The sequence below is a fragment of the Providencia burhodogranariea DSM 19968 genome (assembly GCF_000314855.2).
Classification (GTDB): domain Bacteria; phylum Pseudomonadota; class Gammaproteobacteria; order Enterobacterales; family Enterobacteriaceae; genus Providencia; species Providencia burhodogranariea.
The window spans coordinates 298,198-311,091 of the sequence record NZ_KB233222.1 but is presented as its reverse complement, the minus strand read 5'-3'; the positions used below and the strand labels follow the sequence as shown (position 1 = coordinate 311,091).

12 protein-coding genes are annotated in these 12,894 nt (G+C 39.0%); all 12 read right to left on the bottom strand.

Annotation, left to right across the window (positions count from 1 at the left end; genetic code table 11):
• Window positions 1–2 precede the first annotated feature (2 nt).
• The 12 genes from OOA_RS01275 to OOA_RS01220 all read right to left on the bottom strand — a co-directional run bounded on the left by OOA_RS01275 (window position 3) and on the right by OOA_RS01220 (window position 12,851).
• A complete protein-coding gene (locus tag OOA_RS01275; protein ID WP_008910304.1) occupies window positions 3–1,115 on the bottom strand; it encodes a class II histone deacetylase in 1,113 nt (370 codons plus the stop codon).
• 237 nt (window positions 1,116–1,352) lie between these two features.
• The gene (iolB, locus tag OOA_RS01270) at window positions 1,353–2,186 is read right to left on the bottom strand and encodes a 5-deoxy-glucuronate isomerase (RefSeq protein WP_008910303.1); all 834 of its coding nucleotides are present in this window, start codon (window positions 2,184–2,186) and stop codon (window positions 1,353–1,355) included.
• Between the two features lie 273 nt (window positions 2,187–2,459).
• On the bottom strand, window positions 2,460–3,353 hold the full coding sequence (gene iolE / locus OOA_RS01265) for a myo-inosose-2 dehydratase (protein ID WP_008910302.1): 894 nt from the start codon (window positions 3,351–3,353) through the stop codon (window positions 2,460–2,462).
• Between the two features lie 33 nt (window positions 3,354–3,386).
• On the bottom strand, window positions 3,387–5,291 hold the full coding sequence (locus OOA_RS01260; RefSeq protein ID WP_008910301.1) for a bifunctional 5-dehydro-2-deoxygluconokinase/5-dehydro-2-deoxyphosphogluconate aldolase: 1,905 nt from the start codon (window positions 5,289–5,291) through the stop codon (window positions 3,387–3,389).
• Window positions 5,292–5,316: 25 nt separating this feature from the next.
• Window positions 5,317–6,450: a Gfo/Idh/MocA family protein gene (locus OOA_RS01255; protein WP_008910300.1), complete on the bottom strand. Its 1,134-nt coding sequence runs from the start codon at window positions 6,448–6,450 to the stop codon at window positions 5,317–5,319.
• Window positions 6,451–6,780: 330 nt separating this feature from the next.
• Window positions 6,781–7,209 carry a PTS mannitol transporter subunit IIA gene (locus OOA_RS01250; RefSeq protein ID WP_008910299.1) on the bottom strand — a complete coding sequence of 143 codons (429 nt, stop codon included), beginning with the start codon at window positions 7,207–7,209 and terminating at the stop codon, window positions 6,781–6,783.
• 54 nt (window positions 7,210–7,263) lie between these two features.
• The gene (locus tag OOA_RS01245; RefSeq protein ID WP_008910298.1) at window positions 7,264–8,670 is read right to left on the bottom strand and encodes a sugar porter family MFS transporter; all 1,407 of its coding nucleotides are present in this window, start codon (window positions 8,668–8,670) and stop codon (window positions 7,264–7,266) included.
• Between the two features lie 547 nt (window positions 8,671–9,217).
• Window positions 9,218–10,204: an inositol 2-dehydrogenase gene (gene iolG, locus OOA_RS01240; RefSeq protein WP_008910297.1), complete on the bottom strand. Its 987-nt coding sequence runs from the start codon at window positions 10,202–10,204 to the stop codon at window positions 9,218–9,220.
• A gap of 1,019 nt (window positions 10,205–11,223) precedes the next feature.
• Window positions 11,224–11,421, bottom strand: coding sequence for a DUF4926 domain-containing protein (locus OOA_RS01235; RefSeq protein ID WP_008910296.1), 198 nt, complete (start codon window positions 11,419–11,421; stop codon window positions 11,224–11,226).
• A 201-nt stretch (window positions 11,422–11,622) separates the two neighbouring features.
• A complete protein-coding gene (locus OOA_RS01230; protein ID WP_008910295.1) occupies window positions 11,623–11,898 on the bottom strand; it encodes a colicin immunity domain-containing protein in 276 nt (91 codons plus the stop codon).
• Window positions 11,895–12,374, bottom strand: coding sequence for a colicin D domain-containing protein (locus OOA_RS19685; protein WP_008910294.1), 480 nt, complete (start codon window positions 12,372–12,374; stop codon window positions 11,895–11,897). Before OOA_RS19685 ends, OOA_RS01230 begins: the two co-directional genes overlap by 4 nt.
• Before the next feature lie 165 nt (window positions 12,375–12,539).
• Entirely contained in the window at window positions 12,540–12,851 is a 312-nt protein-coding gene (locus OOA_RS01220; RefSeq protein WP_008910293.1) for a MafI2 family immunity protein, read from the bottom strand.
• Between the last annotated feature and the right edge of the window lie 43 nt (window positions 12,852–12,894).

The window sequence follows — 12,894 nt, the reverse complement described above, 5'->3', positions numbered from 1 at the left end:
TATTACAAACCAAATTTTACTTTTAGTTTATCCAACATTTGTAGCTGAAATAATTCAAACTCAGCTCTTGGTTGCTGTAAACCTATAAAATCCAATAATGGATCAGTGACTTTTGTGCGAACACCACTCATTTCTTCAATAACGACCAGCCCACAAAAAGGTACATAGGCTTCAGAATAGCCACCTTCATGAACAAGCACTAACTTACCATCACAAAGCTTATCCGCAGCCTTCAATACAAGCTGCGTCATTTCACGAAAACTTTCGCTATGAAGCTGCATTCTTGCTAAAGGATCTAGTGCATTTGCATCATAACCACTTGCTACAATAATTAAATCAGGCTTAAAACGCTCTAACGCTGGGATAACTATCTGTTTCATCGCATGAATATAACTATTATGCCCAGCCCCTGCGAGTAACGGTATATTCAAGTTATAGCCTGTTCCTTCCCCTCCACCAATATCATCTTCACCGCCATAACCCGCAGGAAAACAACCATCTTGGTGTAGCGAAATCGTCAAAACATCTGAACGATCCCAGAAAATATGTTGAGTTCCATTTCCATGATGTACATCCCAGTCAATAACAGCGACGCGTTTTAAATTGAATCGCTCTTTGGCTCGTTCGATAGCTAATGGTATGTTGGCAAGAAAACAAAATCCCATAGATTCATCAGGTAAGCAATGATGTCCGGGTGGACGAGAAAGGCTGTAAGCATTATCTAACTCACCTTGAAGCACTGCTTCCACCGCTGCACAGGCTAATCCTACCGATAATTTAGCGATTTCATAGCTTCCTGGGCCAAGAGGCGCTTCTTTACCAAGCAGCCCCCCGCCATTATCACTCAGATGTTTAAAGCGAGTTAAATACTCTTGTGGATGTATTTTTAGGAGGATTTCCTCACTAACGGGTTCAGCTGAAGATAAAACTAATGAACGGCTTAACCCAGAGACATCCATAAGGTTTTTTAATCGTCTTTTAGTTTCTGGCGATTCTGCATGTGCAGCTCCTGCTGGAGGTTGGACCCAACCGCCAACAGGCAATGTTGTGGCATGCAGGCCTGTACTATGCCAGAAACAATGCTCATCAAAGAAAAAACCAGTTTTGCGTTTCATTTTAACCTCATGATCAACCTTTTCATTTACATAAAATTAACACAAACAAAACACTCAGGTAGGTTAATATATTAATAATGTGATTTTAATTACAGAACATCTTGCAACATTGGCATTGCTGGAATTTTCCACATAAAGCTAGTTATAGCTATTAATATAATAATAAAAAAAGCCAGTAAAAAATTACTGGCAAAAATAGACAACAGATTTGATTTTAGTTTGAAGAGTGGCTAAGAATTATTTTTTATCACGGTGCTTCGCTGCATACTCTTCACTATTAATCCAGTTATGATCTTTTTCCCACGTAAATAACCACTTACGTGTTGGTCCAGCCATCACATTGAGGTAATAGCTATCGTAGCCTGCTATTGTTGCCATTGGGTGATACCCTTTTGGCACCATGACTACGTCTTTGTTATACACGGCCATGGACTCATCTAATTCACGATCATCAGTATAAACTCGTTGCATACAAAAACCCTGTGATGGGTTTAAACGATGATAATAGGTCTCTTCCAGATAGGTTTCTTCTGGCTCATTATCAACATCATGTTTATGGCTCGGATAAGAACTCGTGCACCCTTCATCTGTATAGACTTCAACAACCAATAAACTATCTGCGGACTTATTATCAGGCAGAATATTATGAACATAACGCTTATTGTTGCCATATCCACGTTGCTCCGCACCAATGTCGTCTGGCCCAATTAAACGTGTTGGATATGTACCTTTACCTTTGGCTTGGCAAACTGCTAATTCTAGCGCTGTTTCCGCAGTCACCTCGACAGATTCTTGTGCTGTGACATAAACTGCATAAGGTTTTTTGCGCTCGAAAGGATCCATGCGATCCCCGATATTTTTAAATGTGTGCCCAGGTGTTTTCACTGTCGCTTTACCTGCAACCAGTACCAGACACACTTCATTTTCAGATGCAGGCAAGGAAATTGACTCGCCTTGTTTTAGTTCATATGCATCAAAATGGACATATCCCCAATGAGCAGATTCAGGCGTAATATGCTGAGTACGCTGATGCTCATCAGGAGAATGATACTTCGACAGTAGTTTAGACATATTGCTTACCTCGACCGCTAAAAGGAATACTTTAAGTTGCAGGGATTGTATTGGTTTAGTAACCCAAAAGACTCTCTCTTTATTGAGGAAGCTTCTTTTATCACCTACCTGCAACTCAAATTATTTTTTATACTCTAAATAATTCTATTTGCAGGTAGGCGACAAGTGCAGATAGGCGGGGAGCATCGATAACCTATATGACTCGGCTAGCTGAATGTACTCAACAACCATGCAAATTGAAGTATGACGAATATATATATCTTTATTTATGTCTTAAATAAGACCCGCATCTTTCGCAAATTTATGCAGATTGTTATAACCCAATGTAGCATAAGTCAAAGGGTTAGCGACTGCAGGATCCTGTTCTGCTTCAACCACCAGCCAACCATTTTCATATTGACTATTTTTCAATACTTTAAAGACCGCTGGGTAGTCAACACAGCCATCGCCCGGTACAGTAAACACACCCGCTAATACTGCATTCAAGAAGCTGATTTTACGATTTTTAACATCTTTAAGCACATCCGCACGAATATCTTTGCAGTGAACATGGTTAATGCGTTTTGCCCAACGTTTAGCCACTTCAACCGGATCCGCACCTGCAAATGTTAAATGACCTGTATCAAGCAGTAAACCCACTTCATCACCTGTGTATTTCATCAGATTATCAACATCTTCAGCTGATTCAATTACTGTTCCCATGTGATGGTGATAAGCAATTTGCACACCTTGAGACAAAGTGTATTTAGCGAACTCAGTCAGCTTTTTACCATACTCTTCCCATTGTTCTGCTGGGAATAATGGACGCAAATGTACGGGTTTGTCTTGATCACCATGAATACAGTTGGTCACTTCAGCAAACACCAGCACTTTCGCGCCCAAGTCACGCAACAACGCTAAGTGATCTTGTACGGCTTCAATTTCTTCTTCTACGCTACGAGTCAGCAATTCACCGGAATACCAACCTGAAACCAATTTAAGATCATGCTTCTCTAAAATTGGGCCTAAAATCTCTGCTTTACGTGGAAATTTGTTACCTAGTTCAAAACCGACGAATCCTGCCTGACGGCCTTCAGTCAGACAGGTTTCCAGCGGCGTTTCCGCCCCTAGAGTTGGTAAATCATCATTGGTCCATGTCAAAGGGTTGATACCAAGTTGAATTGCCATGATGAAGCTCCTGTGTATAAGGTAAGAGTAATATTATTTACGCTGACGCCATAAGGCGATCAGGTTGTGGTAATTCGCTTTAATGGTTTGGACTAACACATCATCATCCAGTTCGCCTTTCATCCACGCGATTGAAGGTTTACCAAACAATGTGCGACCTACTGCGAACCCTTTCACGATAGATTTGCCCGCAGCGGCATTGAAACCTGCTTGAAGTTCAGCTTGTGGCGCATCAAGACCTAATAACACAACACCACGGCAATAAGGGTCGCGTTTTTGAATCAATGACTGCACTTCATCCCAATTTTCGGATTGTAATGGTGGTAGCTTCCACCAATCAGGCTTGATACCTAAGTTATAGAATCGTTGGATTGCGCGTAAATAAAGCTCATCATTGCGTTCCATATCAGCAGGTAGTATCACCTCAAGCAGTAATTCATGCCCCGACTGGCAACAAGCGCTATACACTTCTTGAACTGTTTTTTCCTGTTCAAGGCGCAGTGGATGGCTATCCTCTGGATGGAAGAAAACTAAGCACTTCACAATATGCTCTTTTGGCCAACTGACCAATTGAGAGCCGATATTGCCATGCTCTAAACATAACGGCCGAGATGCTGGCAGCTCTATTGGGCGAGCAATCCACCAGCCACGCCCTGTCACATCATTCAAAACATCTTGGCCAAAGGTGCTGTCACAAAGTAAACCTGCTTTTCCTTGCAACCCTGCTTCTTCAGCAACTTCACGGCTAGCACGGAAAATCAGTTTTTTCAGATAAGGAATACATGAAATATCTACATCAGCAGCCCGAGCCATATCCACAAACTGAATTCGGTGGTCGAAAGCCATCACACACAGCTCTTCCCACTGTGTTCCACGCGTCGTAACACGGTGTAAATGATTCAACATTGGATCTAAATCAGGACGAGGTACTGCGGTGGCACGTTCAAGGTAATTGTCTAATTCTATTTTACTTGGCATTGCTGGGGAACAACCATGGCGTGAAACAACCAGAGCTCCACAAGCATTTGCATAAGCTGCCGCTTTTTCCCAACCTTCACCATTGAGATAACCACGCAATAAACCTGACATAAATGCGTCACCAGCACCAAGTACATTCAGTACTTCAACGCGCACACCTTTAACAGTTATGCCTTCGTCTAGGGTTTCTGGGATTGCTCCTGTAAATACCGAACAACCAAATGACCCACGTTTACAGACCAATTCTGCATCTGTTAATTGGCGAATATTTTTCAATGCTTGGATTGTGTCTGTCGATCCGCCTGCAATGTGAAATTCTTCTTCTGTGCCCACAATCAAGTCAAATAGTGACAATACTTCCTGTAGTTCTTTAGTGACTTTATCTGATTCAATAAAGCGCGTTTCCCCATCACCAAGTGAGGTCAGTCCCCAAAGAACAGGACGATAATCAATATCGATAGCGGTTTTAACACCATTACGTTTGGCATATTCTAATGCGGTTAAAACTGCTGCACGCGTTTTAGGGTGAGATAAATGTGTTCCTGTAATCGCCAAACAACGTGCTGAAGCAATGTACTCTTCGCTAAAATCAGTTGAAGTGATTGCCATATCTGCACAATTATCACGATAGAAAATTAATGGAAAAGTATCTTTATCTTTGATCCCGAGGATCACCAAGGCGGTCAGTCTTTCTTTGTCAGTAATCAAATGGCTAGTATCGCAACCTATACGCTGCAATTCTTCACGAATAAAGCGTCCCATGTGCTCATCGCCAACACGCGCTAACATAGATGATTTTAAACCTTGTATCGCTGTACCATATGCAACGTTCCCAGAAGAACCGCCAAGGTACTTTGCAAAACTGCTCATATCTTCTAAACATGAACCTATCTGCTGTCCGTAAAGGTCAACAGCAATGCGACCCATACAGATAACATCGAACTTCTTCTGCTTATCCATTACTCACCCCTTAACTGCAACAGAATTAATTAATTTCAGTGACTTTGACCCAGCGTTGCTCTTCATAAGAGCGGGCAATAGCATCAAGAATTCGTGATACTTTCCAGCCTTCTTCAAAGTCAGGCCACATATCTTGCCCTGTTGCAACACCATCAATTAAATCGCGGACTTCAACTGTTTTTTGGTCGTTGAATCCAATACCATGCCCAGCACCGTTACAGAATGGTGCATAATCTGGATGCTCAGGCCCAACTAAAATGGTTTTAAATCCTTGGCGGTTTGATGGCTCATCGTGACGATACAATTTCAGCTCTGCCATGCGCTCTTGAGTAAAAGACAAGGTTCCTTTTGTCCCCGTGACCACATAGGTCAGCCCCATCTTACGCCCGGAAGCAATTCTTGATGTTTCAATCACCCCCATTGCCCCGCCCGTAAAACGGATCATTGCATGCGCTTGATCTTCATTTTCAACAGGTACCATGATTGAAGAACCGATTTTTTCTGGACGCTCTTTGATAACGATCTCCATATCACCGCAAACTGTTTCAATATCGCCGACTAAGAATTGAGCCATATTGACAATGTGTGCAGACAAATCACCTAATGCCCCTAAACCAGCTTTTTCTTTAAAACAGTGCCAATGAATAGGCGATTTTGGATCCGCCATGTAATCTTCGTTATGTGTGCCATAGAAATGAATGACCTCACCAATTTCTCCGTTAGCAATAATTTCTTTAGCCAACTGAGCGGTGGGGTTTTTCATATAGTTGAAGCCCACTAAGGTTTTTACACCTGCTTTTTTAGCTACAACAACCATCTCTTTTGCATCTTGGGAATTTAATGCCAATGGTTTTTCACAATAAACATGCTTACCGTGTTTAATTGCTTCCATTGCCATTTCTTTGTGTAAGAAGTTTGGTGAACAAATATCAACAACATCAATGTTCGGGTCAGCGACAAGTTTGCGCCAATCATCAGTGGAACGATTAAACCCCATCTCTTTTGCACGAACTTCAGCTAATTCAGGTGTGACTTCAGCCACCATTTCCCGAATTAATTTGCCTTTTAAAGGGAAAACTGTCGGTGCTTGTGCATAAGCAATTGCATGAGCACGACCTATATAACCGGTACCAATCAGACCAATGCGGATTTCTTTCATTCTGTACTCTCCCTTCATTCGGCTCATCGTCTGTAGCGCAAGCTAAACCCCGATGACTCTACCTGATGTGTTGATTTGATATTAACGTTATACGGAATATTCATTTCATTTTCAATAAATCTAGAAACATTAATTTCATTATGTGATCTGGCGTTAATTTTTTGCTTAATTCATTAATATATAAGGGAATAAAAAATAGCTAACAAATGATAAACAGAAGAAAATGAAATGAAAAATAGAATGAAACAGAATGGATGAAATGAAATACGCTAGGTTTCATACTAAATTGAAATGAACCCATGGAACAGGAAAGCCCCATGGGTTTGGCTATTAACGATGCAAAATAGTGAGAAATTCCTCTTCACTTGAGGTCAGTGATAGTGCATTCGAAATAAATTCATCACTGAAAATTAATGCTATTTCCCTCAATACCTCAATATGCTCCCTTGATTTGGCAATGACACCAATGGCAATAAACATCACGTTAGTTCTGTCCCAAATAACGCCATCAGGAAACTGAAATATCTCAACACCATTTGTCACAATGATATCATTCGCCGATTTAGGCAAATGAGGCAATGTAATACCATTGCCCAAAAAGGTGGAGATCTGCTGCTCTCTTTCATTGAGAAAGTGAACACAATCCTGATTCACATATCCTTTATTTTTGAATTCATTACCAACCATCGTCAGCACTTCTGCCTTGTTTCTAGCTTGGCAACCTAAATGTAGGTTACTTGCCGTAATTTTCTCTATCATATACGAACCTCTTTACTGATAAATCGGTGTATTTATATTGAACATGATCGATGACTACATTGTTGAAAGTTCTTCTTCCAGCTCTTCCAATGACTTATTAGAGGTTTCTGGGAGTAATTTCACCACAAAGAGTATCGCTAAATAGTTAATCACGGCGAGGATCAGGAATACTGGACCTAAACCAAGCTCAGCTTGCATCAGTGGGAATAGATAACTCACGATCGCATTCATGATCCACATAAAGAAGACCGAGATCCCCATTGAGAGGCCGCGTATTTTCAGAGGGAACAGCTCAGCTAATACCACCCAGGTCAAGAAGCCCATTGTTCCTTGCATGACACCAACGAACACCGCCCCTAATAACCAAATTAATGTCGCTTTCAGATCGCCAGCGAGATAATAATCTGCCGCAGCAATTAATAAATGTAGTGTTGCCATTAATGCGAAGCCAGACACAATCAAGGTTTTACGTTTAAAACGGTCAACTAAGAAAATAACCCCAACTAACATACCGCCGACTGAGAATACGCCATTTAATACGTTTAACACCAATGAAGTTTGGTCAGAGAAGCCAGCTGTTTTTAAGATCTCCGTACCGTAGTACATGATGACGTTGACACCAGTCGTCTGCTGTAATGCAGCCCAAACAATACCAATTAATACCAATTTAAAAATCCATGGCGTATGGAAAATTAATGCCAGATTTTTCTTGTGTGCATTAGGGTTCTTTTTCCCTTCAGCAGCCTCAACATCAAGAAGAGTTACAATATCGTTATACTCTTGAAGTGCTCTTTTCTCAGGACGGATCTGCTTTAGAATATGTAGAGCTTCTTCACGACGGTTTTTACTCATTAACCAACGTGGGCTTTCAGGTGCTTTCAACATCCCAAACAATAAGCATAACGCAGGGACAGCTTGAACTAACAACATATAGCGCCAAACTTCGGGTAAATGCCCCCAAACATAACCAATAATGGCATTGATGGCGAAAGCCGCTAATTGGCCAATAACAATAGCAACTTCATTAAGCCCTGTTAACTTACCCCGCATTTCCGTCGGTGCAACTTCAGAAATAAAGGTTGGCGCAGTAACTGAAGCGCCACCGACAGCAAAGCCAAGTAAGAATCGAGCAATTAAAAGTATTTCGATATTCGGCGCGACAGCAGATAACAATGCACCTGCAAGAAAAATAAATGAGAGATATAACAAATAAGTACGACGGCCAAGATAATCAGAAAAACGACCACCACCGATACTACCTAGCGCAGCTCCCACCAACAGAACACTCATGACTAAGCCTTCAGTTGTTGGCGTTAGCCCCATATTTTCTTTTAATGAAGAAAAAGCACCATTAATGACACCAGTATCGTAACCAAAAAGCAATCCACCAAAAGTGGCAACTAGCGTAATTTGATGCAGTCTTTTTCTTTGCTGTTCATTGAGATTCATTATTAATGACATAATTTTTACCTTTTATCTGGATCACTCTGTCGTGCCAAAAGCGCCCTCTTGATTCATTCAAATTACATGTTGTGAAACTACGACGATATTTGGAATAACATCGATACCACGGCGATTTAACCAACCTGAATTATTCTTCTATATTTACATCGCAAACTATGTAAGTTTAAATTTGACGGGTACCGGCTATTTTTTCATTAAGTTAAATAATAAAAATATTATGACACGCTGATTTTAATCATTACCTAGGTAATTTCAGGCCTGAGATAAATAGCTTTTTGAAAGAGTTACACTATTTAGTTTATTAATGAATCCAAACGATACGAATAAAACATCCTGATTGGAGTATAAATGAAAACATGACTTATTCAGGGGCATAACGATAGATAATTTATCTGCATACCTTTGCATTAATTGTAAAGCCAGCATTATTCCTCCGGACTTCTTATTTTAATCATTGTAGAGTTATTAATATTTTTAGAGTTTTTATAAGAACGGGAACCGTAACTCCCGTTCTTTATTTTTATAATCGGATTTATTTTTTATTTTACAGCTGAACTTCTTTACCTGATTTTAATGACTCTAATGCTTTATCTGCCAGATAAAGTGCCAGCTCGCCATCAGTTCCTGTTGTTTCAGATTCTGCGCGTCCTGCAAGAATATCAACAAAGTGATTCCACTCAGCTTTATATGCTTCATGGTAACGTTGTAAAAAGAAGAACTCAGGTTTAGCGGATAAACAACCCACATCACTCAAAAACTCAACACTGTTTTCTTTGATATTGCCTGCGGTTAATAAACCTTTTTCACCATGTAGTTCGATACGCTGATCGTAGCCATATCCAGAACGACGACTATTCGAAATAGTTGCCATCGCACCAGATGGGAATTTTAAAATAATAAATGCGGTATCAATATCACCGGCTTGACCAATTGCTGGATCAACCACATTGCTACCTTGTGCGTAAACTGAACATGGATCTTCACCAATCATAAAGCGCGCCATGTCAAAATCGTGGATCGTCATATCTCTAAACATACCACCTGATACTTTAACGTATTCCGCAGGCGGTGGTGATGGATCCCGTGATGTAATAATTAAAGATTCAGCTTTACCAATTGCACCTTGTTCGAATAAATTTTTCAGGTGACGGAACTGAGGGTCGTAACGGCGATTAAAACCGATAAATAGTGGAACGTTATGTTCTTTGACGCTTTTTAAGCACTGCCTTACGCGCTCAAGATCTAAGTGCACAGGCTTCTCACAAAAAATGACTTTTTTATGTTTTGCTGCCAGCTCTATTAAATCTGCGTGAGTATCTGTTGCAGAAGCAATCAAGACGCCATGAACATTTGGATCTTTCATCGCTTCTTCTGTAGATTGAACTTTCGCTTGGTATTTTTCAGCCAGTGAAAGGGCATTGGGTTGGTATGGGTCAATCACAGAGTAAAGTGTGGTTTCTTTGTGGCCGGCAATATTGACAGCGTGAACCTGTCCGATACGTCCTGCGCCAAATAGTGCTATATTGAACATGTAAATGCTCCTTGAGGCTATAAATCCACTATTAGGATATGATGAAATATAGCAAATAAAACGTTCATTTCAATTTATAATTATTTGGAAATTATATTTTTGAGCGCTAGGTAACAAATGTTATAGGAAAGTGGGTTTTTAGTGTTATTTCGATCACAAAATAACAATGTAAATTAAAAACAATTCGAGGGAAATATAGGCAATACTTTGAGAGTATCTGAGGTGCATTGAAGGCTAGTTAATACAGTGAGTTCCTCGTTATCAGCCAATACGAGATTGAAGAATGAACAGCATAAGATCAATAGATTAAGCTCTCATGGCGCTAAGCCATTACCCGATGAAGGTTTTAAAATAATGTTAAGCAATCACAAACCCATAAATTGAAACATTCATTTCAATTTAACTATTTTTATAACGCTTTCTTAATATTAAAAGTGGTTATTATGAGCTGATAACAGGAATGAAACAGCTTATGTGGAAGTTGGTGTTTAATCTTTATCTAAAGCAGTCATCATTTTACCTATAAATTTTTCCTCATCACTCAAATCTAACTGATTAATCAGTTGAAATGAGATTAATTAAAATTCAAATTGAGTGGTAAGAAAATCATCAATATCAACGTTCTGATACCGATGATATCGCCAATTTATTCGCAAATAGAGCTGCAACGTAGCGTTATAATGCATATTTAATCGTTGTGACATGTCACGTTTTTTGATGCCTTATAGATTGTAAATAACACAAAATAATTCATTATCAATGAGTTATTAATAAAACAAAATCCCCAAGATAAAATATGATTCTATAATTATTAATATATATATAAAATAGTCTGAATGAGTTCCAAGTAATAAATGAGCAGGAACTCACTGTGCAATTTTTAGTCCGTTTTCGATTACCAACCACAGCAATTCATAAAGATAATCACTGCCTTCACCCGCCAAGCCAGACGAGTGATTATCCGGCTGGCTGAAGAAAGTAAGGTAGCCCAGTGATAAACTGGGCTCCTTCCTCAAGAGCTATTCTAAAGCTAATATTTGATAATTATATAGAGGTAACATGCATATAGTCTGACCATCTTTATCACAAAACTCTACTTCATACGCATCTTCAGGCTCAGAATATATATCAACTATAGCTCCAACCATACCCGCTTTAAGGTTGTGCTCTAAAATATCTTCATTTAAAACAATAACATCGAAAAGTTTATATTTCATAATATATTTTATTTCTTTATATAAAGTGTTGTTAATCTAAGCTGAAGTGGTCAATAAAAATTGGTCACCGTTTTAGAGTTTTCCCAATATAATCGTTCTGATTTTGTCCACTCCCCATTGATTGAGACACGCCCATTTTAGGGGAAGTGGATAGTAGATAAAAATCAAACATAGTGGTCATTTAGTGACCGCTATTGAGAATTAGGTTTTATTATGTAACTTTTTTAATTCTGTACTTACTTGAATAAAAAGGTCTTCATCATTGAATTCGTATTCTTCTTTATCTAACTCAGGATTATAAAGATCTACTATACAAAAAATACTAGAAAGATATTCACTCAGCTCTGCATTATCTTTTAGTAATAAATTCTGATCTCTTTCTATCCGGTAAAGCTCAATATAAGCTTCACTAAAAGTTTCAGGTTTAACCCTACCTTGAACATATGATTTTGTGAACTCTAATAGTATAAAACTCATCGTAACACTCCATTTTTCATATAATTATCGAACTGAGCTGTGCCTGATGTAAGCTTAAAACCCGTTACAAAATTACCCGAACTATCAAGCACAACAGCATTATTAGTGTTTGAATTAAAATAAACTTTAGAGTTTATTACAAAACCATAAGTACCTTTAGGGGGAGTTACTTTATCAGTCATATGATTATTAATCGCACTTTCGTATTGCCTAAGAGTTTCTGGGTTTTTCTTCGTTGTCGTTATTCCAAAATCAACAGCATGCTTGAATTTTTTATCGAGCTGTTTTTGTGTTATTCCAATTAATGGATTTGCAACAATATTTGTATTTTGATTATCAGGAAGCTTGTTTACATTATTTCCCTCTATAACCTTTTTATTAGCAGCGATCAGCCTCTGCTCTTTTTCTATAATTGGCGTTAGTGAAATCGTATTTAGCTTTCCACCTGACAACAGTGGCTTAGCGCTTTTTATCATTGAATCGGCTAAAGTTTTGGCAATCTCATCAGAACTTGCAATGACCTTATAGCCCGCACTCCCGATGGCAGTAGCCGCTTCTTCCCTAGCAGAGAACAGAACGAGTAAGACGGCTAAGGAGATCCCAGTATAAAAATGGAGTCTCCCTGCTTCTACTTAATTAAACTAATGGCCTTCCTTTCTATAATAAACACATATTCCAATGGGATGAACAATATCTATAGGATAATCGATTTGTTTAATTATTAAATCAATGTCAAATTCATCATCAAAATCCGCAATAATCTCTGAGGTTACAATAGAAGCATTTTCTTCATCATCATCTTGAATTTCCCCATCGTAATAAAAGTATATTTTAATTTTGTTTTTAATTAGTTCAGCAAGAATTGCTCTAATATTAGGTGTTATAGCCCCCAATAAGGCTCTTTGCATACATAACTGTAAACGATTAACTAATTGAGTATTTTTTTGCTGCATGTTTTTATTACTCCGATGGCCTTGATGGGATAATATGGACACC

Bases quoted from the DNA above. Each gene is read 5' to 3' on its own strand.
- OOA_RS01275 (WP_008910304.1), bottom strand. From the start codon at position 1,115: ATGAAACGCAAAACTGGTTTTTTCTTTGATGAGCATTGTTTCTGGCAT.
- iolB (WP_008910303.1), bottom strand. From the start codon at position 2,186: ATGTCTAAACTACTGTCGAAGTATCATTCTCCTGATGAGCATCAGCGT.
- iolE (WP_008910302.1), bottom strand. From the start codon at position 3,353: ATGGCAATTCAACTTGGTATCAACCCTTTGACATGGACCAATGATGAT.
- OOA_RS01260 (WP_008910301.1), bottom strand. From the start codon at position 5,291: ATGGATAAGCAGAAGAAGTTCGATGTTATCTGTATGGGTCGCATTGCT.
- OOA_RS01255 (WP_008910300.1), bottom strand. From the start codon at position 6,450: ATGAAAGAAATCCGCATTGGTCTGATTGGTACCGGTTATATAGGTCGT.
- OOA_RS01250 (WP_008910299.1), bottom strand. From the start codon at position 7,209: ATGATAGAGAAAATTACGGCAAGTAACCTACATTTAGGTTGCCAAGCT.
- OOA_RS01245 (WP_008910298.1), bottom strand. From the start codon at position 8,670: ATGTCATTAATAATGAATCTCAATGAACAGCAAAGAAAAAGACTGCAT.
- iolG (WP_008910297.1), bottom strand. From the start codon at position 10,204: ATGTTCAATATAGCACTATTTGGCGCAGGACGTATCGGACAGGTTCAC.
- OOA_RS01235 (WP_008910296.1), bottom strand. From the start codon at position 11,421: ATGAAATATAAACTTTTCGATGTTATTGTTTTAAATGAAGATATTTTA.
- OOA_RS01230 (WP_008910295.1), bottom strand. From the start codon at position 11,898: ATGAGTTTTATACTATTAGAGTTCACAAAATCATATGTTCAAGGTAGG.
- OOA_RS19685 (WP_008910294.1), bottom strand. From the start codon at position 12,374: ATGATAAAAAGCGCTAAGCCACTGTTGTCAGGTGGAAAGCTAAATACG.
- OOA_RS01220 (WP_008910293.1), bottom strand. From the start codon at position 12,851: ATGCAGCAAAAAAATACTCAATTAGTTAATCGTTTACAGTTATGTATG.